Source organism: Mesorhizobium sp. M0174 (assembly GCF_040322275.1).
In the GTDB taxonomy this organism is placed as follows: domain Bacteria; phylum Pseudomonadota; class Alphaproteobacteria; order Rhizobiales; family Rhizobiaceae; genus Mesorhizobium.
Genome location: NZ_JAMYTB010000001.1, coordinates 173,582 through 194,712, shown reverse-complemented (window position 1 = coordinate 194,712; position 21,131 = coordinate 173,582). Strand labels below are relative to the sequence as shown.

Sequence of the window (21,131 nt, the reverse complement as noted above, 5' to 3'; positions counted from 1 at the left end):
AATAAAATCGCATAAGAAACCTCCGGGAGGACAGATCTGGATGGCCAGCCGGGCCAAGGCAACGATACTCGACATCGCCCGTGAGGCGGGCGTGTCCAAATCGACGGTATCGCTGGTGTTGCAAGGCAGCCGGCTGATCCGGCCTGAGACCGCGCTCAAGGTGCGCAAGGCGATCGAGGATGTCGGGTATGTCTACAACCGCGGCGCCGCCAATCTGCGCAAGGCCCACTCCAACGTCATCGGCATGGTCATCAACGATCTTACCAATCCGTTTTTCGCCGAGATGGCGGTCGGCATGGAGCGCGTCTTCCAGTCGGCCGGGATCGTGCCTTTCATCGCCAACACGGCGGAGAGCCCGGTGCGCCAGGAAGAGGTTCTGAAATCGCTGATGGAGCAGGGTGTCGCCGGGCTCGTCGTGTCGCCGGCGCGCGGCACCACGCCGGGCGCGTTCCGCCGCCTTGAGACCGCAGGCGTTCCGGTCGTCTTCGTCATGCGCCGCCTCCCCGAAAGCCGCATCCCGGTGATCACGCCCGACAATCATCGCGGCGCCTATCTTGCCACCGCCCATCTGATCGGCAAGGGCCACCGCCGGCTGGCCTTCTTCGGCGGTTCGTCCGATCTCGTCGTCTATCACGAGCGGCTGGGCGGCTTTCGCGAGGCCTGTGAAGCGCTCGGCATCGCACCAGCCGACAGGCTGGTCTTCGAGGGCGAAACCAGCCGCAAGGGCGGCATTGCCTGCCTGGAAACCGCCCTTGCCATGGCCTCACCGCCGACCGCGGCCCTTTGCTTCAACGATGCGGTCGCCTTCGGCGTCTTGCTGGCGCTGCGCAAGCGCGGCCTTGAACCCGGCGCGGACTTTGCCGTCGTCGGCTTCGACGACGTCGCCGAGGCCGAGCACTACATGCCGGCGCTGACCAGCGTCGCGGTGAACACCGCCGGCCTCGGCGAGCGCGCCGCCCATGTCGTGCTGAAGATGATCCAATCGCGCACCACGCGCGCCGAGGATCATATCGGCGCCGTCAACCTCGTGGTCAGGGAAAGCTGCGGCCCCGATCGCAAGGAGCATGGCTGCGCAGGAATGGGAGACGCGGCATGACCGTCAGTTGGGGGCTGATCGGCGCCAGCACGATCGCAAGACAGTTCATGATCGGCGCCATCCGCGCGCAGCCGGACGGCGAGATCGCCGCAGTGATGAGCTCCAGCCCGGAGCGGGCTACCACCTATGCTCGGGAAAACCGCATTCCGGCGGCGGTCTCGACGCTTGATGAATTGCTCGGCTCTGACATCGACGCCGTCTACATCTCGACCACCAACGAATTGCATCTCGAACAGACACTCGCCGCCATCGAGGCGGGAAAGCATGTGCTTTGCGAAAAGCCGCTGGCGCTGACCAGCGCCGACGCCCGCAAGATGGTCACAGCGGCCAGGGCCGCCGGCGTCGTGCTCGGCACCAATCACCATCTGCGCAATGCGGGCTCGCACCGGGCGATGCGCGAAGCGATCGCTGCCGGCCGCATCGGCAGGCCGATCGCCGCGCGCGTCTTCCACTCCGTCTATCTGCCGGAAAACCTGCAGGGCTGGCGCATCACCAGGCCGGACGCGGGCGGCGGCGTGGTGCTCGATATCACCGTCCACGATGCCGACACGCTGCGCTTCGTGCTCGGCGACGATCCGGTCGAGATCTCGGCGTTCACGCAATCGGCCGGCATGGCCGCCGGCGGGCTGGAAGACGGCGCCATGTGCCTCTGGCGTTTCGCATCGGGCGTCATCGCCCAGTCGCATGAGGGCTTCACCACCAGATTCGCCGGCACCGGCTTCGAGGTGCATGGCAGCGAAGGCTCGCTGATCGCCAGGGATGTGATGACGCAGAAGCCGGTCGGCTCGGTGTTGCTGCGCACGGCACAGGGCGAGGAGGAATTGAGCTTCGACCGCGAAGATCTCTATGCCCGTTCGCTGCACCAATTCCACGCCGCAATCCGTGGCGAGGGCCAGCCTTCCGCCACCGGCGAAGACGGCGTCTGGTCGCTGACATCAGCCGAAGCGGCATTGCAGTCGGCCAGGTCCGGCAAGGCCGTTGCCATCGACCCGAAGCTCGGGAGTGCTGGATGAGCAAGCTCGTTTCCGCGGCTGAGGCTGCCGGCCTGATCAGGGATGGCGTGGTCGTTTCCGTGTCGTCGTCGAGCGGCCTCGGCTGCCCGGATGCGGTGCTTGCCGCGATCGGCGAGCGCTTCGACGCCGAAGGCCATCCCAAGGACATCACGACACTGCACCCGATCGCCGCCGGTGACATGTACGGCATCAAGGGCATCGATCACTTAGCCAAGCCCGGCCTGTTGAAGCGCACTTTGTGCGGCTCCTATCCATCCGGGCCGTCATCTTCCGAACCACCGCAGATCTGGAAGATGATCGGCGACAATTCGGTCGCTGCTTACAACGTGCCGTCCGGCATCCTGTTCGACATGCATCGCGAAGCCGCCGCCAAGCGTCCCGGCGTGCTGACCAAGGTCGGGCTCGACACCTTCGCCGACCCGCGCCACCAGGGCTGCGCCATGAATGCTGCCGCCAGCGAGCCGATCGTTTCGGTGCAGCAGTTCGATGGCGAGGAGTGGCTCTATTTCCGCTCGATCGTGCCGCAGGTGGCGATCATCCGCGCCACCACCGCCGATGAGCGCGGCAACCTCACCTATGAGCATGAAGGTGCTTATCTCGGCGGCCTTGAACAGGCGCTGGCCGCCCGCAACAATGGCGGCATCGTCATCGCGCAGGTCAAGCGCGTCGTCGAGAACGGCACGCTGAAGCCACACGATGTACGAGTGCCCGGCGTGCTGGTCGATCATATCGTCGTGGCGCCCGACCAGTTGCAGACGACGCTGACGCCCTACGATCCGGCCATCTCCGGCGAGATTTTCCGGCCGCTGTCGAGCTTCCGCAACGCCGAGATGAACGTCCAGAAGGTCATCGCCCGCCGCGTCGCCATGGAGCTTGCCGACGGCATGGCGGTCAATATCGGCTTCGGCATCTCGGCCAATGTGCCGCGCATCCTGATCGAGGAAGGCCAGCACGGCAAGGTCACCTGGGTCATCGAGCAGGGTGCGGTCGGCGGCGTGCCGCTGCTCGACTTCAAGTTCGGCTGCTCGTCGAATGCCGACGCCTTCATGCCCTCTCCGCACCAGTTCATCTATTTCCAGGCCGGCGGCTTCGACGCCTCGCTGCTGTCCTTCCTGCAGATCGACCGCCATGGCTCTGTCAACGTCTCGAAGCTTTCGGCGCGGCCCCACGTCACCGCCGGCGCCGGCGGCTTCGTCGACATCACCGCGCGAGCGAAGAAGATCGTCTTTTCCGGTTTCTTCAACGCCGGCGCCAAGCTGTCGCTTGCCGGTGACGGCATCCGCATCGACCAGGAGGGCAAGGTCAAGAAAGTCGTCGACGAGGTCGAGCATATCTCCTTCTCGGGCAAGCGTGCCGTCGCGCAGGGACAGGATATCACCTATGTCACCGAGCGTTGCGTGATGAAGCTGACGCCGGCGGGGCTGATGGTGACCGAGTTGGCGCCGGGCATCGATCTCGAGCGCGATGTGCTGGCGCAGGCCGAGATCCCGCTCGCCGTCGCCAACGAGCTGCAAGTGACGCCGGATGCGCTCTACCGGGACCGGCCGATCGGCCTGTCGCTCAATGGCGGCGCGTCGCTTGGAGGCGCACATGGCTGAGCGTCTGGTAACCTTTGAAACCGACGGCGCCATATGCATTGTCACGCTGCGCCGGCCGGAGAAATTCAACGCGCTCGATATTCCGATGCTGCGGGGGTTGGAAGCAGCGCTCGACGAAGCCGAGGCGGCGCAGACCGTCCGCGTCGTGCTGATCTGCGGCGAAGGCAAGGGCTTTTGCGCCGGCGGCGATGTCGAGGCTTGGGCAGAAATGAGCGCCGCCGATTTCCAGGTGCAATGGGTGCGCTACGGCCATCGCGTCTTTGATCGGCTGGCGCGGCTGCGGCAGCCGACGATCGCCGTGCTTGCCGGCCATGCGCTGGGCGGCGGGCTGGAACTGGCGGCGGCTGCGGACTTCCGCGTGGCGGAAACACAGGTGAAGCTGGGGTTCCCCGAAACCTCGATCGGCGTCGTTCCCGGCTGGTCCGGCACCCAGCGCGCCGTGCGCCGCTTCGGCGCACAGGCAGTGCGGCGGATGGCGCTCGGCGGCGAAGTGTTTCTGGCTACCGAGGCTCTTGCTCTGGGGATTGTCGACCGGGTGGTCGAGACCGGTAAGGCGTTCGCTGAAGCCAAGGCCTGGGCCGGCAAGATCGCCGAGCGCGGCCCGCTCGCGACCGAAGCCGCCAAGCTGATGATTGCCATCGCGGAGGGCGAAGAGAGTGCTGCCGCGACCGAAGCGCTGGCCAGCGGCTTCATCGCGCTGACAAGCGATCTCAGGACCGGCGTCGATGCTTTCAACGCCAAGCAGAAACCGGCGTTCTCAAGATCTTAGGACCTGAAACGCACATGAACGCACCTCTCAACATCGCCATGCCCGCCGAGGCAGCCGCAGCGCCGAAAAGCTACCGGCTGCTGATCGACGGCAAGTTCGTCGACGCTCGGGACGGCCGCACGCTGGAGCGCAGCAGCCCCGGCCACGGCTTCACCGTCTCGCGCTATGCACAGGCCGGCGCGGCGGACGTCGAGGCTGCGGTACAGGCCGCGCACAGGGCCTTCGAGACCGGCCCGTGGCCGCGCATGAAGGCCGCCGAGCGCGCCGCGATCCTGCTCAAGGCTGCTGACCTGATCGAGGCGCGGCTGGACGAGATTGCCCGGCTCGACGCGCTGGAATCCGGCAAGCCGATTGCCCAGGCGCGCGGCGAGATCGGCGGCGCCGTCGACATCTGGCGCTATGCCGCGGCACTTGCGCGGACCCTTCACGGCGAAAGCTATGCCAATCTCGGCGACACCATGCTCGGCGTCGTGCTGCGCGAACCGGTCGGCGTCGTCTCGATCATCACGCCGTGGAATTTCCCATTCCTTATCGTCGGCCAGAAACTGCCCTTCGCGCTCGCCGCCGGCTGCACCGCGGTGGTCAAGCCGAGCGAGATGACCTCGGCCTCGACCTTCGTGCTCGGCGAGATCCTGATGCAGGCCGGCCTGCCGGATGGCGTCGTCAACATCCTTGCCGGTCTGGGCGCCGATGTCGGCGCACCGATGGTCAGCCACCCGCTGGTCGAGATGGTGTCGTTCACCGGCTCTACCCGGGTCGGTAAGATGACCATGGCCTCTGCTGCCAACTCGCTGAAGAAAGTCTCGATGGAACTCGGCGGCAAGAACGGCCAGCTCGTCTTTCCCGATGCCGACCTCGAAGCCGCTGCCGACGCGGCGGTATTCGGCGGCTTTTTCAATGCCGGCGAATGCTGCAATGCCGGCAGCCGGCTGATCGTCCATGAGGCGATCGCCGACGACTTCCTCGGCGCCGTCAAAGCACTCACCGCCAAGGTGGTTGTCGGCGATCCGCTCGACGACCGCACCATGGTGGGCGCGATGATCTCCGCCGACCATGTGGCCAAGGTCACCGGCTACGTGACGGCAGCGGAAAACGACGGCGGCCGGATCTATTGCGGCGGCAAGCAGCTTGCTGCGAGCGCCGGCCAGTATCTTGATCCGACAATCGTTCGCGACGTCACCGAAGACATGGCCATTGCGCGCGAGGAAGTGTTCGGGCCGGTGCTCTCGGTGCTGACTTTTGAATCGATTGAAAGGGCGTTGCGCATCGCCAACAACACGCCCTATGGTCTGTCGGCGGGCGTGTGGAGCGCCAGCATCGATACCTGCATGTCGGTGGCGCGGAATGTGCGTTCGGGAACCGTTTGGGTTAACACGTTCATGGAGGGTTATCCCGAACTGCCTTTCGGCGGCTACAAGCAGTCCGGTCTGGGACGCGAACTCGGCAAGCGCGCCGTCGAGGATTATACCGAGGAAAAGACAATCCAGTTTCATCGCGGCCAGCGCACCGGATGGTGGGTCGGCTGAGTTGGGAAGAACCCGGTGGCTATCCGCCGGTCGTTGTAAGTTCAACAAGGGAGGAAGTACATGTTGCGACAACTGCTTATCGGGACGGCTCTCGCAGCGGGCGTTGCGTTCGCGGCCCATGCCGAGGACGTCAAGGAAGTCCAGATGCTGCATTGGTGGACGTCGGGCGGCGAAGCTGCCGCTCTGAACGTGCTCAAGCAGGATCTGGCCAAGGAAGGCTTTGCCTGGAAGGACGTGCCGGTGGCCGGCGGTGGCGGCGACGCCGCCATGACCGCGCTGAAGGCGATGGTGGCGGCCGGCAACTACCCGACCGCCTCGCAGATGCTTGGCTATACCGTGCTCGACTACGCCGCGGCCGGCGTCATGGGCGACCTGACCGAGACCGCGATAAAGGAAGGCTGGGACAAGTCCGTTCCCGCCGCCCTGCAGAAATTCTCGGTCTATGACGGCAAGTGGGTCGCGGCTCCGGTCAACGTCCACTCTGTCAACTGGCTGTGGATCAACAAGGCGGTGATGGACAAGATCGGCGGCACCGAGCCCAAGACTTTCGACGACTTCATCGCGCTGCTCGACAAAGCCAAGGCGGCGGGCGTCATCCCGCTCGCACTGGGCGGCCAGAACTGGCAGGAAGCGACAATGTTCGACTCGGTTGTGCTGTCGACCGGCGGGCCTGAGTTCTACAAGAAGGCCTTCAACGACCTCGACGAGGAATCCCTCAAGTCCGACACGATGAAGAAGTCGTTCGACAACCTCGCCAAGCTCGTCACCTATGTCGACCCGAACTTCTCGGGCCGCGACTGGAACCTCGCCACCGCCATGGTCATCAAGGGTGATGCGCTGGTGCAGGTGATGGGTGACTGGGCCAAGGGCGAATTCAACGCCGCCAAAAAGGTCCCGGGCACCGACTTTCTCTGCTATCGCTTCCCGGGCACCGACGGCAGCGTGATCTACAACTCCGACATGTTCGGCATGTTCAAGGTTCCGGAAGACCGCAAGGCCGCCCAGATCGCTCTGGCCACCGCAACTCTGTCGAAGAGCTTCCAGTCGGCCTTCAACGTCGTCAAGGGCTCGGTCCCGGCCCGCACCGACGTGCCGGACACCGACTTCGACGCATGCGGCAAGAAGGGCATGGCCGATTTGAAGGCCGCCAATGAAGGCGGCACGCTGTTCGGCTCGCTGGCGCAAGGCTACGGCGCCCCTCCGGCGGTTGCCAACGCCTACAAGGATGTCGTCTCGAAGTTCGTCCACGGCCAGATCAAGACCTCGGACGAGGCGGTGACCCAACTGGTCAGTGCGATCGAAGACGCCAAGTAAGCACGCGCCCATGTGAACGATCTCCCCGGCGCAAGCCGGGGAGATTCCCTGCGGAGGGGTTTTGCGGTTGCGCTGACCGGCACGCTTCGTGCCGCAGAGGCCGCGAGGACAGAATTCCGGACCCGCGATACGGAATGGATCGATGAGCATAGTTGCTGAAACCAGTATCACGCTGACGCCGGAGCACGGTGCCCGTCCGGGCGCTTCGGTGCGCTCGCGCCTGCAGGATGCGCTGCCGAAGCTCGTGCTGGCGCCGAGCTTCGCCGCCACCATCGTCTTCGTCTACGGCTTCATCCTGTGGACGATCTATCTGTCCTTCACCAATTCCAAGACCTTTCCCTCCTATGCGATCACCGGGCCACGCGCCTATCAGCGGCTGTGGCGCTGGACTTTCGAAAGCGATCCGCCGTCCTCCTGGTACACCTCGATCACCAATATGGGGATTTTCGGCTTCCTCTATATTTCCATCTGCCTGGCGCTCGGGCTGTTCCTGGCGATCCTGCTTGACCAGAAGATCCGCGGCGAAGGCCTGCTGCGGCCGATCTACCTCTACCCGATGGCTTTGTCGTTCATCGTCACCGGCGTTGCCTGGAAATGGTTTCTCGACCCCGGCCTCGGCCTCGAGCAGACGCTGCACCAATGGGGCTGGACGAGCTTCCATTTCGACTGGATCAAGAACAAGGATTTCGTCATCTACACGGTGGTCATCGCCGGCGTCTGGCAGGCGTCGGGCTTCATCATGGCGATGTTCCTGGCCGGCCTGCGCGGCATCGACGGCGAGATCCTGAAGGCGGCGCAGATCGACGGCGCCACCACGTTCCAGCTTTACCGCCGCATCGTCATCCCGCTGCTGCGGCCGATCTTCCTGTCCGCCTTGATCGTGCTCGCGCATCTCGCCATCAAGTCTTACGATCTGGTCGTCGCGCTGACCAGCGGCGGGCCGGGCGGCTCGGCCTGGCTGCCGTCGAATTTCATGTATGAGTACACCTTCAAGCGCAACGAAATGGCCGTCGGCTCGGCCAGCGCCGTGATCATGCTGATGACTATCACCGCGATCATCGTTCCCTATCTCTATTCCGAGCTTCGGGAGAAGCCGCGATGAGCGCCATAGCCACTCCTGCTCGCCAGAGCACAGGCGGTATCAGCGCCAGGACGGTCAACCGTATCGTCATCTACGGGCTGCTGGCGCTGTTTGCGCTATTCTATCTGATGCCGCTGTTCGTCATGCTGGTGACCTCGTTCAAGACCATGGACGAGATCCAGAACGGCAACATGCTGGCGCTGCCGCAGGCGCCGACCTTCGCACCCTGGATAAGGGCGTGGAGCGAAGTCTGCTCGGGCCTCACCTGCGTCGGCATGAAGGGCTATTTCTGGAACTCGATCAAGATGGTGGTTCCGGCCGTCATCATCTCGACCCTGCTCGGCGCGCTCAACGGCTATGTGCTGACGAAGTGGCGCTTTCGCGGGGCGACGCTGGTGTTCGGGCTGATGCTGTTTGCCTGCTTCATCCCGTTCCAGTCCGTCCTCTTGCCGATGGCAACGATCCTCGGCAGCCTCGGCCGGTTCGGCGTCAAGCTGCAGAACGCGACTGGCCTCACCTTCGGCTTCGGCAATCCAACCGTGAACCTGGTGTTCGTTCACGTCGTCTACGGCATCGGCTTCACCACCCTGTTCTTCCGCAATTATTACGAAGCGTTTCCGAACGAGCTGGTGAAGGCGGCGCAGATCGACGGCGCCAGCTTCTTCCAGATCTTCCGGCGCATCATGCTGCCCAACTCGCTGCCGATCATCGTGGTGACGGTGATCTACCAGTTCACCAACATCTGGAACGACTTCCTCTTCGCCTCCGCCTATGCCGGCTCAGGCGACGTGATGCCGATGACGGTGGCGCTGAACAACGTCGTTAACACCTCGACCGGCGTCGTCGAATACAACGTCAACATGGCGGCTGCGATGATCGCCGCGCTGCCGACGCTCCTCGTCTATGTGCTCGCCGGCCGCTATTTCGTGCGCGGCCTTATGGCCGGCGCCGTCAAAGGATAATCGCATGGCTTTTCTGGAAATTGACGGGCTGAAGAAGCGTTTCGGAGCGGTCGAGATCCTGAAAGGCATCGACCTCGACCTGGAAAAGGGCGGCTTCCTCGTGCTGGTCGGGCCTTCCGGTTGCGGCAAGTCCACGCTGCTCAACACCATTGCCGGCCTGGAAACCATCACCGAAGGGGAAATCCGCGTCGACGGCCGCACGATCAACGATCTTCACCCCTCCAAGCGCGACATCGCCATGGTGTTCCAGAGCTACGCGCTCTATCCGAACATGACGGTGGCCGGGAATATTGCCTTCGGTATGGAGATGCGCGGCGTGCCGGCCGATGAGCGCCAGAAAGCGATCGACAAGGTGGCAAAGGTCCTGCAGATCGGCCATTTGCTGAAGCGCAAGCCAAGCCAGCTTTCCGGCGGCCAGCGCCAGCGGGTCGCCATGGGTCGGGCGCTGGTGCGCGATCCAAAGCTGTTCCTGTTCGACGAGCCTTTGTCCAATCTCGACGCCAAGCTGCGCGTCGACATGCGCATCGAGATCAAGCGCCTGCACGCCACCACCGGCACCACCATCGTCTACGTCACCCACGACCAGATCGAGGCTATGACGCTGGCCACCAAGATCGCGGTGATGCGCGACGGCGAGGTGCAGCAGTTCGGTACGCCGGCCGAGATCTATAACAATCCGGTCAACCTGTTTGTTGCCGACTTCATGGGCTCGCCGGCGATGAACCTGATCCCGGCGACGATCGGCAGCAACGGATCCGGCTTCTCGGTCGTCATGGAGCGCGAGGCGCGCCAGCCGATCTCGCTGCCGCTGGCCAATGCGCCGGCCGGCCTGTCGGCATTCCACGGAAAACCGATCATCTTCGGCGTCCGCCCGGAAGCACTGACCGATCCCGAAGGGGCCGAACGCAACGCCTCGAACATCGCCCGCGCCGACTGTCACATCGAGGTCATCGAGCCGGCCGGCTCGGATACGTTCGCGGTCACCAATCTCGGCGGCAAGGCGGTGGTGGCGCGGCTGCGCGCCGATGCCAACATCCAGCCCGGCACGGTCACGCCGCTCGCCTTCAATCTGACCAAGGCGGTGTTCTTCGATCCGGCGACCGAGAAACGCATCGTCTGACCGCCATGACAAATCCAGACATCGTCATCATCGGCTCCGGCATCGGCGGCGCCACGATCGCGTCCGGCCTTGCCGGCAGTGGCGTCTCGATCCTGATGCTGGAGCGCGGTGAAGCCCTGCCGGCAACCCCGCACGCACGCGACACCCGCGCAATCTTCGTCGATGGCCACTATAGGCCGAAGGAGATGTGGCTCGAGGCCGGCGCAGCGCCTTTCAACCCGGGCAATTACTACTATGTCGGCGGCAATTCGAAATTCTACGGCGCGGTGCTGATCCGCTACCGCAGGGAAGACTTTTCGGAGATGGAGCACTATGGCGGCATCTCGCCGGCCTGGCCGTTTTCCTACGAGGAATTCGAACCCTGGTATTCCAGGGCCGAGCAGCTTTTCCGCGTGCGCGGTGCACTCGGCGAAGACCCGACCGAGCCGTTCCACTCGATGCCCTACCCTTTCGGGCCGGTGCCGGACGAGCCGCCGATCGCGCGTGCCCGCGCCGAGCTCAGGAACCTAGGCCTGCACCCGGCATCGCTGCCGCTCGGCGTCGACATCGAAGCCTGGCTGAAAGACGGCAGCACGCCGTGGGACGCTTTTCCCAACACCGGCGCCGGCAAGGTCGACGCCCAAACGGGGCCGCTGACCGCCGCCCTTGCCGACCAGAACATCAAGCTCGAGACCGGCGCCCACGTCGAACATCTCGAGGCATCGCCGGATGCGAGGACAATCGCTGCCGTCCATTATCGACAGAACGGTACGCTGAAGAAAGTCGCGCCGAAGTTGGTCATCCTATCGGCCGGCGCAGTCAATTCCGCCGCCATCTTGCTGCGCTCGCCCACCCCTCAGAGCAGAGGCGGTGGCAAAGGCCTGGCCAACCGCTCCGACCAGGTCGGCCGCAACTTCATGAACCACAATTCGAGCGCCATGCTGGCGATCGATCCACGCCGGCGGAACAAATCCGTCTACCAGAAGACGCTGATGCTGAACGATTATTATCTGTCCGACGGCAGGGGCGGCAAGCCGCTCGGCAATGTCCAGCTCCTCGGCAAGATCGACGGCAACATCCTCAAGGCCAATGTCAGGCGCGCGCCCAAATTCGCGCTCGATTTCATGGCCGGCCACGCCGTCGACTGGTATCTGATGTGCGAAGACCTGCCCGATCCCGAGAGCCGCATCATGGTCGACGGCAAGGACATCGTCATGCAGTGGCGGCGCTCCAACATGCAGTCGCTCGACGGACTGACCAAGGTGATGCGCGAGAATTTCCGCGCCTGCGGCTATCCGATCGTGCTGTCGCGGCCGTTTGACAAGCGCACGCCCTCGCATCAGTGCGGCACGGTAAAGATGGGCAACGATCCAGCGACCTCGCCGCTGGATCCGTTCTGCCGCTCCTTCGACCACAGCAATTTGTTTGTCGTCGATGCCGGCTTCCTGCCGAATTCGGCCGCCGTCAATCCGGCGCTGTCGATCGCCGCACAGGCGCTGCGCGTCGCCGACCACATCTGCAAGACGGAGCTTGCAACATGAGCCGCCCGGCAGCCATCGTCACCGGCGGCGCGCGCGGCATCGGCCTTGCTTGCGCCGAGGCGCTGGCCGATGCAGGCTTCGACATCCTCGTCGCCGACCTTGCTGACGAAGCCGCCGACGGGCTCGCCGCCGACATCACCGGGCGCGGCGCGAAATTTGCCTATGCCAGCAGCGACATCGCTGACCTCGACGGCCATGCAGCGCTGATCGATGTCGCGACAAGCGCCTTCGGCCGCATCGACTGCCTGGTCAACAATGCTGGCATCGGCACTGTCCTGCGCGGCGATCTGCTCGAGCTCAAGCCGGAAAATTTCGACCGGGTGCTCGGCATCAATCTGCGCGGCACGGTGTTCCTCAGCCAGGCCGTCGCCAAAGCGATGCTAGGCCTGCCGGGCGATGGTGCGAGATCGATCATCACCGTCACCTCGGTCAGTGCCGCCATGGCCTCGCCGGAACGTTCCGACTACTGCATTTCCAAGGCCGGGCTTTCGATGTGGGTGAAGAACCTGGCGCTGCGGCTTGCCACCGAAAACATCGCCGTGTTCGAGGTGCGGCCGGGCATCATCCGCACCGAGATGACCGCGGGTGTCACCGCCAAATATGACGCGCTGATCGAGAGCGGGCTGGTGCCGGCGATGCGCTGGGGCAAGGGCCAGGATATCGGTGCCGCCGTGGCGGCGCTCGCCGGCGGTAAGCTCGGCTTTTCGACCGGCTCGGTCATCAATGTCGACGGCGCGCTGTCGGTGCCGAGGCTATGAACAGGTGATGCCATGACTGACTTCATAATCGTCGGCGCCGGCCCGGCCGGCTGCGTACTCGCCAACCGGCTGAGCGAAGATCCGTCGCATCAGGTGCTGCTGCTCGAAGCCGGCGGCAAGGACTGGCATCCGCTGATCCACATGCCGGCCGGTTTTGCCAAGATGACCAAGGGCATCGCCGCCTGGGGCTGGTCGACTGTGCCGCAAAAGCACATGAACGACCGCGTCTTCCGATACACGCAGGCCAAGGTGATCGGTGGCGGCTCGTCGATCAACGCCCAGATCTACACGCGCGGCAACGCCCGCGACTACGACGCCTGGGAGAAGGAAGAAGGTCTTGCCGGCTGGGGCTATCGCGACGTGCTGCCCTATTTTAAACGCGCCGAGAACAATCAACGTTATGCCAACGATTTTCACGGGGACCAGGGCCTGCTCGGCGTGTCGAACCCGATCGCGCCGCTGCCGATCTGCGAGGCCTATTTCCGCGCCGGGCAGGAGATGGGCATCCCCTTCAATCCCGACTTCAACGGCGCCAGCCAGGAGGGCGTCGGCTATTACCAATTGACGCAGAAGGACGCAAAACGCTCTTCGGCATCGGTCGCCTATCTCCGGCCGATCCGCGAGCGCAAGAATCTTACCATCAGGACCGGCGTTCTGGTGACGCGCATCGTCGTCGACAAGGGCCGCGCTGTCGGCGTCGAGATCGTCGACAAGCCGGGCGGCCAGCCAACGATCCTGCACGCCGAACGCGAGGTGATCGTCTCGTCCGGCGCCATCGGCTCGCCGAAGCTTCTAATGCAGTCGGGCATCGGCCCGGCCGACCATTTGAAGGCGGTCGGCGTGACGCCTGTGCACGACCTGCCAGGCGTCGGCTCCAATCTGCAGGATCATCTCGACCTGTTCGTCATCGCCGAATGCACCGGCGATCACACTTACGACAACTACGCCAAGCTGCACTGGATGGCGTGGGCCGGCCTTCAGTACCTGCTCCTGAAGAAAGGCCCGGTGGCCTCCAGCCTGTTCGAGACCGGCGGCTTCTGGTACGCCGATCCGACCGCCGCCTCTCCCGATATCCAGCTGCATCTCGGCCTCGGCTCCGGCATCGAGGCCGGCGTCGAGAAGTTGAACAATCCGGGCGTGACACTGAATTCGGCCTTCCTGCGCCCGCGCTCGCGCGGCACGGTGCGGCTGAACAGTGCCGACCCGGCAGACCGCCCGCTGATCGATCCGAACTATTGGTCCGATCCCTATGACCGCGACATGTCGATCAAAGGGCTGAGGCTGGCGCGCGAGATCATGCGGCAGAAAGCGCTGCAGCCCTATGTGCTGCGCGAGGTACTGCCGGGACCCGACCTGCAGAGCGGCGACGAGCTGTTCGACTACGCCTGCCGCAGTTCCAAGACCGACCACCACCCGGTCGGCACCTGCCGCATGGGTTACGATGCGATGAGCGTGGTGACGCCGGAGCTCAGGTTACGTGGCATCGAGGGCCTGCGCGTCTGCGACGCCTCGGTGATGCCGCGCATCCCCTCCTCCAACACCAATGCCCCGACGGTCATGGTTGGTGAAAAGGGCGCCGATCTGATCCTTGATCGCGAGCCGCTGCCGCCGGCAGTGTTTTCCACCAACCGAGCGGCATGAGGGACAAGGAATGATCCGGCACTGTGTTTTCGTCAGAGTCCGCAACGATGTCGCTAACGCCGAGCGGGCGGCGATCCATGCCGAACTCGAAGCGTTGCGGTCGATGATCGACGGTATGGGCAAGGTCGAATTCAGCGCCAACACCAGCCCCGAACCCTTCGCCCGCGGCTTCACGCACGGCTTCACCATCGACTTTCGCGATGCCGCCGCACGCGATGCCTATCTGGAGCATGAAGCGCATCGGCGAGCCGGCGCCCGGCTGGTGGCGGCGCTCGAAGGCGGCACGGACGGGCTGATGGTGTTCGACCTGGAGATCGCGTGATTATCCCATTCTCAGCGCAACCACACCGGCAACGATGCTAAGCACCGCGGCACCCCGCCATGCCGTCATCTTCTCGCCGAGCGCGAACACCGAGATCATCATGGCGAAGAGGATCGATGTTTCGCGCAACGACGCCACCGAGGCGATCGGCGCCTTGGTCATCGCCCACATCACGATCCAGTAGGCGCCGCCGCTGAGCACGCCGGTATAGATTCCTGCCTTCCAGTCGCGGGCCAGCACCGGCAGCGCCTGTGGGCCGCGAAAGACGACGCAAAGCACCAGCGCCCACAGCGCATCGCAGACGAACAGCCAGGCCGCATAGCTCGATGCGGTGGCGGCCAGCCGCGCGCCGCTGCCGTCCGACAGCGTATAGCTGGCGATGAAGATCGATGTGCCCAACGCGAAACCGACAGCGCGCAAGTTCAATTTCTCCAGATGCGCGCCGCCGCGAAACGACAGCACCAGCGTGCCCGCCGACAACAAGAGAATGCCGAGAATGGCGAGCGGCGCCGGCATCTCGGCAACCACCACAACGCCCCCCAAAGCGGCCAGCAAGGGCGCGGTGCCGCGCGCCAGCGGATAGGTCTGGGCGAAATCGCCGGCCTTGTAGGCGCCGATCAGGAACGTCCTGTAGCCCATGTGGAAGACAACCGAGGCGAGGATGTATGGCCACACTTCCGGCTTCGGCACCTCGACGAAGGGCAACGTCACCAGCGCGGCGGCACCCATGCCGAGCGTCATCAGCGTTATCGACAGGAAACGGTCGAGATGGACCTTGACCAGCGCATTCCAGATCGCATGCATGGAAGCGGCGGCGAGCACCGCGAAAAAGACAAACAGGCTCATCGGCGGTTCATCCGCCGCCCGTCCCTATGGCGATAGGCGTCTCCAGGTCGATATCGACCCAGAGCGGAAAATGATCGGAGGCGATTTGGCCGATTTCGGCGCTGACCGAGCGCACGCGCCCCGCAAACATACCGCCGACGAAGCAATGGTCGAGCCGGCGCTTTGCGATCCTGCCGTCGATGGTCTTCACATGGGTGTGAAAGTCCGACGTCGGTTCGCTGGCGACGGCGGCGGCGTCGACAAAACCATCGAGATAGGCGGCACCGCGATGATAGGGCGCGCTGCCGACGATGCAGCGGTACTCGGCGCTATCCGGCTCCATGTTGAAGTCGCCCAACCAGATCGCCGCTACGGGGTTTTCTGGCTCCTGTTCGCCATTGCTCCAGTTGCGCGCCGGCTCGTCGTCGGCGCCGCTCCATGGGCCGCCCTCGGACGGCGCGCGGCGATGCTCGGCCAGCAAATACTCGATCTGCTCCAGCCGCTCCTCGGCCGCGATATGCGCCAGATGCAGCGAAAAGAACCGCACCGGGCCGGCAGGGGTGCGGATCATGCATTCAAGTGCGGCGTTGCGGGTGTTGAGCGGACGCAGCGTGCGCCTGAGCGGCAGCGTGTGCAGCCGCGACCAGACGATCGGCAGCTTCGACAGAACCATGGTGCCGAATTGCCGCCGCCGGTTGACGATGCGGCCGTCACGCCTGTGGCTGGCATCCATGTCGAATGCCGGGCCGTAGACCCAATGGTAGTCGGGCAGCAATCGCGAAAGAAGTTCCGGCTGGTCGTCCTCGTTGCTGCGTAACCAGTGCCGCTCGACTTCCTGCAAGGCGATGATGTCGGCACCGGCGACGACCTTGGCGCAACGCGCCAGATCGTAGCGGCCATCGCCGCCGAAGCCGTACTGGATGTTATAGCTGACCAGCTTCATTGCTTATCCGGCTCAGTTTCCTGCTGGCAGTAGCCGTTCGGTGGATTGGTTGCAATGTGCAGCCGGACGGAGGGAGCTTGGGCCAGATGCTAAGTCGTCAGTGGCTGGAACCGCCCGGGCGGGGATGCCGCCAGTTCCGACCAGTCGATCTCTTCCTCGAGGCGGTGGTAGGCCTCGTCGCCGATCGTTCCGTCGATGCGCAGGCGCTCCAGTGCATCGCGCTGGCTCTTGATGGCATAAAGACGCAACCTGTCATACTCGGTCGCCGCCTGGGCATCCTCCGGGTTCTCGGCGATGGCGCGCTGGGCGGCATATTGCTCGCGCACCGCCCCTGCGGCGCTCGACGTCTTGCCGCTGAGCACGTCGAGCGCAGCCTGCATGATGGCGACGCGCGCCTGCGCCACCTCCCGGTCGACCGTCTGGTCGGGCTTGAGATTGAGCACACTCAGCAACGGCTTCAGGCTGACGCCTTGCAGCACCAGCGTGCCGAGCACGACCGTGAAAGCGGCGAGCACGATCGGATCACGGCCCGGAAAGTCGGCCGGCAAGGCGAAGGCTGCCGCAAGCGTCACCAGGCCGCGCATGCCGCACCAGCCGATAAGCATGCCGCCGCGAAATGTCGGTGCGTCCTTCCGCCTGTCCTCGTCGCCCAGACGTGCCAGCGCTCTGAGGATCGCGCCGCAGCCCAGCACCCAGACGAGCCGCGATACGATGACAATGGCCAGCACCGCCAGGGCAAAGACGAACGCCTCGCTTTGTCCTTGCTCGGCAAGTCGACCGACAATCGATCGCGCTTGCAGGCCCATCAGGACGAAGGCCAGGACGTTGAGCACGAACACCGCCGTCTCCCAGACCGAGTAGGAACTGACACGATTCCTTGCCGGCATGCGGCGCGGCGATGTACGTGCGATCGTCATGGCATAGACGACGATCGTGATGATGGCGGACAGCCCTATCCTGTCGGCCAGGATCCAGACGCCAAAGGTTGAGGCGAATTGCACCACGGTGCCGCTCGCCGGGTCGTCGATACGGCCGAGTATGGCGAGAGACAACCGGCCTAGCACATAGCCTGCGGCAAGGCTGCCGACCGTCGACAGCAGGATCATTGGTATGGCACTGCTCAACAGGATAGAGCCGGCGGCTGCGGAAACCGACATTCGGTAGATCAGCAGTGCCGTCGCGTCATTGAGAAGGCTCTCGCCTTCCAGGATGGCGGTGATGCGGTGCGGTACCTTGAACTGCCCGAGCACGGCCGCCGCTGCCACCGCATCGGGCGGCGCCACAATCGCGCCAAGCGCTATGGCGGCGGCGACGGGCAGGCGTGCCATCGTCCAGCCGACCAGAGCGACCGCCACCGTGGTGAAGATGACGGCGCCAAGCGCCAGCAGGATGAGCGAAACCTTGTAGCGATTGAGATCGCGCAGCGACGTGTCGTAGGCCGCGTCGAGCAGCACCGGTGCGATGAACAAAGCAAGCGCCAACTCCGGGTCGATCTCGATAGTCGGTGCAAATGGCAAGAAGGCGATGCCAGCGCCGGCCAGCGCCAACAATGAAGGATAGGGAATCTGCAGGTGCCGCGACAGCGCGGTCAGGGCGACCGCGATGAGAAGCAGGACAAGGGTGAGTTCAAAAAGCGCCATGCCTTATCGTAGCGGTGAAGCCGGGCGATTGGCACTGCAAAAACGGCCGCGCCTTTGGCTGCTGGTGAATGGTGAGTGGTGAATGGTGAATGGTGAATGGCTGCGTGTAGAGGAATTTGGCGCGTAAAGCGCATTCTCACTATTCACTATTCCCTCTTCCCCTAATGCAGCACCAGCATGTCGCCCGACGAGAACGAAATTTCGGCCTTTTCGCCGACGGCCGGCGGCGGCGTGGCCGGGCTGTTGAACGTGTCGAGCGAGACCGTGGCGCCGCCGATGCCGACGCGCACGCGGATGACCGAGCCGAGGAAATGCACTTCGGCGATTTCGCCCGAAAGGCTGGAGTCGCGGCCGGGGTGGCGCCCCAGCGAAATCGCTTCCGGACGCAGTGCCAACGACAGCGTGTCGCCGGATTTCGAGCCGTTGAGCTTGCCCTTGAGCGAAACCTCTTGCGAATTGACGCGCACCTTGCCCGAAGCCGCGTCGGTGACCGTGCCTTCAAGCACGTTCAGCGTGCCGACGAAATTGGCAACGAATTTGGTTGCCGGTCGGTTGTAGATCTCGAACGGCGTGCCTACTTGCTCGGCCTTGCCGCCATACATGACAGCAATGCGGTCGGAGATCGACAGCGCCTCTTCCTGGTCGTGGGTGACGAAGATGGTGGTGATGCCGAGCTTCTTCTGGATCGAACGGATTTCCTCGCGCAGCGACACGCGCACCTTCGCGTCGAGCGCCGACAGCGGCTCGTCGAGCAGCAACAGCTTCGGCTTCGGCGCAATCGCCCGCGCCAGCGCGATGCGCTGCTGCTGGCCGCCGGAAAGCTGGTAGGGATAGCGGTCGCCCATCTGCGGCAGCTTGATGATATCGAGCATTTCGGCAATGCGCCTGTCGGCATCGGCCTTTGGCATGCCGGCGACCTTCAGCCCGAAGCCGATATTCTGCGCCACGGTGAGGTTCGGAAACAGCGCATAGGCCTGGAACACCATGCCGACATTGCGCTGATTGGGCTTCAGCCGGGTGATGTCCTTGCCGGCCACGACGATCTTGCCGGCGGACGGCTCTTCGAAACCAGCGACCATGCGCAGCACCGTCGTCTTGCCGCAGCCCGATGGCCCAAGGAAAGAGACGAATTCGCCCGGCTCGACGTCGAGGTTGAAATCCTGCACCACGATGATGGGGCCGAAGGATTTTCGCACATGCTGGATTGAGAGGAAGGGCTCGGTCATGGCTTTTTCCTTCGGGTCAGTTCGGACGGTTCGCCGATCGCGGCGCGAAACGCGACAGGATCTGGATCAGCGACATGCAGCCCCAGGTGATGGCGAAGGCGATGATGGCAAGCGCCGCCGGCTCGTAGGCTCGGTTAGCGCCGACGTTCTGCAGATAGGGTCCGAAGGCAGGCCGGTTGAGCAGGCTAGCCATGGTGAATTCGCCTATCACGATGGCGAAGGTCAGGAAGGCGCCCGACAGCACCGCGATCAGCACATTGGGCAGGATGACCCGGGTGATGATCGTGCCCCAGCCGGCGCCGAGAATCTGCGCCGCCTCGGTCAGTGTCCGCACGTCGATCGTGCGAAGTCCGGTGTCGACGGCGCGATACATGTAGGGCAGTGCTAGTGTCGCATAACCGATGACCAGCAAGGCATTGGCTCCTGTCTCGCTGCCCAGGAACGGCAGCGGTGAGTTCGACCCGTACATTCTAATGTAGCCGAAGACGATGACGATGGCGGGAATGACCAGCGGCAGCAGCGTGATGAACTCGACGACGGGCCTGAGCTGCGGCATCCGCAGGCGGATCCAATAAGCGGTAGGCACCACGATCAGCACGCCGAGAATGATGGTGAAAACAGCAGCGAGTACGGAATAGCCGAAGGTCGCCTGGAAACGGGGGTCGCCAAACACGACTTTGTACGCATCGAAGGAATAGGCGCCGCGCCGCATGCGCATGGAAAATTCCACCGTCGCGATAAGCGGAATGAAGAAGTAGGCAGCGCCCAGCGCGAAGACGACCCAGGCCCAGAAACGTCCGCTCTTCATTTAAGCCACCTTTCCGAGCGCGTCCGGAACCAGATGTAGAAGACATTGGCAAGCCCGGTGATGACGATCATACCGAAGGCAATGGCATAGCCGAGATGGGCATTGTGCAGCACGTCACCGCGGATCTGCGCGTAGAGCAGGATAGGGACGATGTTAAGCGAGGAGCCGGTCAGAGCGTAAGCGGTGGCGATGGCACCGAAGGCGTTGGCGAACAAGAGGATGACGGTGCCGAGGAAGCTTGGCCAGATCACCGGAATGACGACCATACGCCAGAACTGCGCCTGGGTCGCGCCAAGCGTTGCTGCCGCTTCGCCCCATTCCTTCTTCAGCCCGTCGATCGCTGGCACGATGATCACCACCATCAGCGGGATCTGGAAATAGACATAGGTCAGTGTCAGGCCCCAGAACGACAGAATGTTGAAACCATGGGCATAAATGTTGAAGCCGACCAAGACGTTGAGCAGCACCGTGGCGAGCCCGAGCCGGCCGAGCGTCGCGAGAAAGGCGAAGGCCAGCGGCACGCCGGCAAAATTGGAGGCCACGCCGGAGAAGGTCAGTGTCGCCGAGCGTATCCATTCCGGCAGTCCGCCGCGCACGATGGCGATGGCAATGGCAAGCCCCGCGAAAGCACCGATCAGCGACGAGGCGAGGCTGACCTTGATTGAGATCCAGTAGGCGGCAACGATCGACGGCTGCGCCAAGGCCGCTATGTTTTCGAAAGTGAATTCGCCGGCATCGTTCCGGAATGCGCCCAGCATCAGATAGAGCGTGGGCAGGATCAGGAACATGATGGCGAAGATGAAGAAAGGCGCAACGCCAAGCCATTGTGTCGGCAGCCTCATACTGCGGGCGTCGGCAGGAGGCGCGGTCTTCCCGGCAACAGCGTGATCGGACAACGAGATATCGGTCATGCGCCGGCTACCGTCCTGGAGGTATGCCGGGCGGCGATCTAAGCCGCCCGGCTGATCT

Annotated in this window: 19 protein-coding genes; 13 read left to right on the top strand and 6 right to left on the bottom strand. The window is 64.0% G+C overall.

Annotation, left to right across the window (positions count from 1 at the left end; translation table 11 throughout):
* The first annotated feature begins 40 nt into the window (after positions 1 to 40).
* The 13 genes from NKJ13_RS01000 to NKJ13_RS00940 all read left to right on the top strand — a co-directional run bounded on the left by NKJ13_RS01000 (position 41) and on the right by NKJ13_RS00940 (position 14,720).
* Positions 41 to 1,096: a LacI family DNA-binding transcriptional regulator gene (locus tag NKJ13_RS01000; RefSeq protein WP_352647626.1), complete on the top strand. Its 1,056-nt coding sequence runs from the start codon at positions 41 to 43 to the stop codon at positions 1,094 to 1,096.
* Positions 1,093 to 2,109, top strand: coding sequence for a Gfo/Idh/MocA family protein (locus tag NKJ13_RS00995; RefSeq protein WP_352506352.1), 1,017 nt, complete (start codon positions 1,093 to 1,095; stop codon positions 2,107 to 2,109). The genes NKJ13_RS01000 and NKJ13_RS00995 overlap by 4 nt, the downstream gene beginning before the upstream one ends.
* Positions 2,106 to 3,707, top strand: a complete 1,602-nt coding sequence (locus NKJ13_RS00990; RefSeq protein ID WP_352506353.1) for an acyl CoA:acetate/3-ketoacid CoA transferase — start codon at positions 2,106 to 2,108, stop codon at positions 3,705 to 3,707. The genes NKJ13_RS00995 and NKJ13_RS00990 overlap by 4 nt, the downstream gene beginning before the upstream one ends.
* Positions 3,700 to 4,476 carry an enoyl-CoA hydratase/isomerase family protein gene (locus tag NKJ13_RS00985; protein WP_352737002.1) on the top strand — a complete coding sequence of 259 codons (777 nt, stop codon included), beginning with the start codon at positions 3,700 to 3,702 and terminating at the stop codon, positions 4,474 to 4,476. The genes NKJ13_RS00990 and NKJ13_RS00985 overlap by 8 nt, the downstream gene beginning before the upstream one ends.
* Positions 4,477 to 4,490: 14 nt before the next feature.
* Positions 4,491 to 6,002 carry an aldehyde dehydrogenase family protein gene (locus tag NKJ13_RS00980; RefSeq protein WP_352737003.1) on the top strand — a complete coding sequence of 504 codons (1,512 nt, stop codon included), beginning with the start codon at positions 4,491 to 4,493 and terminating at the stop codon, positions 6,000 to 6,002.
* 60 nt (positions 6,003 to 6,062) lie between these two features.
* Complete coding sequence (locus NKJ13_RS00975) at positions 6,063 to 7,316, top strand: ABC transporter substrate-binding protein (RefSeq protein ID WP_352647637.1); 1,254 nt, start codon at positions 6,063 to 6,065, stop codon at positions 7,314 to 7,316.
* Positions 7,317 to 7,458: 142 nt separating this feature from the next.
* The gene (locus NKJ13_RS00970; RefSeq protein WP_352702759.1) at positions 7,459 to 8,418 is read left to right on the top strand and encodes a carbohydrate ABC transporter permease; all 960 of its coding nucleotides are present in this window, start codon (positions 7,459 to 7,461) and stop codon (positions 8,416 to 8,418) included.
* Positions 8,415 to 9,359, top strand: a complete 945-nt coding sequence (locus tag NKJ13_RS00965; RefSeq protein WP_352737004.1) for a carbohydrate ABC transporter permease — start codon at positions 8,415 to 8,417, stop codon at positions 9,357 to 9,359. The genes NKJ13_RS00970 and NKJ13_RS00965 overlap by 4 nt, the downstream gene beginning before the upstream one ends.
* Positions 9,360 to 9,363: 4 nt before the next feature.
* Positions 9,364 to 10,479 carry an ABC transporter ATP-binding protein gene (locus NKJ13_RS00960; protein WP_352478183.1) on the top strand — a complete coding sequence of 372 codons (1,116 nt, stop codon included), beginning with the start codon at positions 9,364 to 9,366 and terminating at the stop codon, positions 10,477 to 10,479.
* Between the two features lie 5 nt (positions 10,480 to 10,484).
* Positions 10,485 to 11,999 (top strand): GMC oxidoreductase, encoded by a 1,515-nt coding sequence (locus NKJ13_RS00955; protein ID WP_352737005.1) that lies wholly within the window; start codon positions 10,485 to 10,487, stop codon positions 11,997 to 11,999.
* Positions 11,996 to 12,757, top strand: a complete 762-nt coding sequence (locus NKJ13_RS00950; RefSeq protein ID WP_352737006.1) for a 3-ketoacyl-ACP reductase — start codon at positions 11,996 to 11,998, stop codon at positions 12,755 to 12,757. The genes NKJ13_RS00955 and NKJ13_RS00950 overlap by 4 nt, the downstream gene beginning before the upstream one ends.
* Positions 12,758 to 12,769: 12 nt before the next feature.
* On the top strand, positions 12,770 to 14,398 hold the full coding sequence (locus tag NKJ13_RS00945; RefSeq protein ID WP_352737007.1) for a GMC family oxidoreductase: 1,629 nt from the start codon (positions 12,770 to 12,772) through the stop codon (positions 14,396 to 14,398).
* A gap of 10 nt (positions 14,399 to 14,408) precedes the next feature.
* A complete protein-coding gene (locus tag NKJ13_RS00940) occupies positions 14,409 to 14,720 on the top strand; it encodes a Dabb family protein (protein WP_352737008.1) in 312 nt (103 codons plus the stop codon).
* Here the strand turns inward: NKJ13_RS00940 and NKJ13_RS00935 are convergent, their stop codons facing one another.
* From NKJ13_RS00935 to NKJ13_RS00910, 6 genes are all read right to left on the bottom strand, one after another.
* A complete protein-coding gene (locus NKJ13_RS00935) occupies positions 14,721 to 15,566 on the bottom strand; it encodes an EamA family transporter (protein WP_023675361.1) in 846 nt (281 codons plus the stop codon).
* Between the two features lie 7 nt (positions 15,567 to 15,573).
* Complete coding sequence (locus tag NKJ13_RS00930; protein ID WP_352737009.1) at positions 15,574 to 16,488, bottom strand: endonuclease/exonuclease/phosphatase family protein; 915 nt, start codon at positions 16,486 to 16,488, stop codon at positions 15,574 to 15,576.
* Between the two features lie 89 nt (positions 16,489 to 16,577).
* Entirely contained in the window at positions 16,578 to 18,128 is a 1,551-nt protein-coding gene (locus NKJ13_RS00925) for a cation:proton antiporter (RefSeq protein ID WP_352737010.1), read from the bottom strand.
* A gap of 161 nt (positions 18,129 to 18,289) precedes the next feature.
* The gene (locus tag NKJ13_RS00920) at positions 18,290 to 19,354 is read right to left on the bottom strand and encodes an ABC transporter ATP-binding protein (RefSeq protein WP_352737011.1); all 1,065 of its coding nucleotides are present in this window, start codon (positions 19,352 to 19,354) and stop codon (positions 18,290 to 18,292) included.
* A 16-nt stretch (positions 19,355 to 19,370) separates the two neighbouring features.
* Complete coding sequence (locus tag NKJ13_RS00915; RefSeq protein ID WP_352478173.1) at positions 19,371 to 20,162, bottom strand: ABC transporter permease; 792 nt, start codon at positions 20,160 to 20,162, stop codon at positions 19,371 to 19,373.
* Positions 20,159 to 21,073 carry an ABC transporter permease gene (locus NKJ13_RS00910; RefSeq protein ID WP_023675356.1) on the bottom strand — a complete coding sequence of 305 codons (915 nt, stop codon included), beginning with the start codon at positions 21,071 to 21,073 and terminating at the stop codon, positions 20,159 to 20,161. Before NKJ13_RS00910 ends, NKJ13_RS00915 begins: the two co-directional genes overlap by 4 nt.
* Positions 21,074 to 21,131: the final 58 nt, after the last annotated feature.

Coding starts and splice junctions, on each gene's coding strand:
- NKJ13_RS01000 (WP_352647626.1), top strand. CDS start 41: ATGGCCAGCCGGGCCAAGGCAACGATACTCGACATCGCCCGTGAGGCG.
- NKJ13_RS00995 (WP_352506352.1), top strand. CDS start 1,093: ATGACCGTCAGTTGGGGGCTGATCGGCGCCAGCACGATCGCAAGACAG.
- NKJ13_RS00990 (WP_352506353.1), top strand. CDS start 2,106: ATGAGCAAGCTCGTTTCCGCGGCTGAGGCTGCCGGCCTGATCAGGGAT.
- NKJ13_RS00985 (WP_352737002.1), top strand. CDS start 3,700: ATGGCTGAGCGTCTGGTAACCTTTGAAACCGACGGCGCCATATGCATT.
- NKJ13_RS00980 (WP_352737003.1), top strand. CDS start 4,491: ATGAACGCACCTCTCAACATCGCCATGCCCGCCGAGGCAGCCGCAGCG.
- NKJ13_RS00975 (WP_352647637.1), top strand. CDS start 6,063: ATGTTGCGACAACTGCTTATCGGGACGGCTCTCGCAGCGGGCGTTGCG.
- NKJ13_RS00970 (WP_352702759.1), top strand. CDS start 7,459: ATGAGCATAGTTGCTGAAACCAGTATCACGCTGACGCCGGAGCACGGT.
- NKJ13_RS00965 (WP_352737004.1), top strand. CDS start 8,415: ATGAGCGCCATAGCCACTCCTGCTCGCCAGAGCACAGGCGGTATCAGC.
- NKJ13_RS00960 (WP_352478183.1), top strand. CDS start 9,364: ATGGCTTTTCTGGAAATTGACGGGCTGAAGAAGCGTTTCGGAGCGGTC.
- NKJ13_RS00955 (WP_352737005.1), top strand. CDS start 10,485: ATGACAAATCCAGACATCGTCATCATCGGCTCCGGCATCGGCGGCGCC.
- NKJ13_RS00950 (WP_352737006.1), top strand. CDS start 11,996: ATGAGCCGCCCGGCAGCCATCGTCACCGGCGGCGCGCGCGGCATCGGC.
- NKJ13_RS00945 (WP_352737007.1), top strand. CDS start 12,770: ATGACTGACTTCATAATCGTCGGCGCCGGCCCGGCCGGCTGCGTACTC.
- NKJ13_RS00940 (WP_352737008.1), top strand. CDS start 14,409: ATGATCCGGCACTGTGTTTTCGTCAGAGTCCGCAACGATGTCGCTAAC.
- NKJ13_RS00935 (WP_023675361.1), bottom strand. CDS start 15,566: ATGAGCCTGTTTGTCTTTTTCGCGGTGCTCGCCGCCGCTTCCATGCAT.
- NKJ13_RS00930 (WP_352737009.1), bottom strand. CDS start 16,488: ATGAAGCTGGTCAGCTATAACATCCAGTACGGCTTCGGCGGCGATGGC.
- NKJ13_RS00925 (WP_352737010.1), bottom strand. CDS start 18,128: ATGGCGCTTTTTGAACTCACCCTTGTCCTGCTTCTCATCGCGGTCGCC.
- NKJ13_RS00920 (WP_352737011.1), bottom strand. CDS start 19,354: ATGACCGAGCCCTTCCTCTCAATCCAGCATGTGCGAAAATCCTTCGGC.
- NKJ13_RS00915 (WP_352478173.1), bottom strand. CDS start 20,162: ATGAAGAGCGGACGTTTCTGGGCCTGGGTCGTCTTCGCGCTGGGCGCT.
- NKJ13_RS00910 (WP_023675356.1), bottom strand. CDS start 21,073: ATGACCGATATCTCGTTGTCCGATCACGCTGTTGCCGGGAAGACCGCG.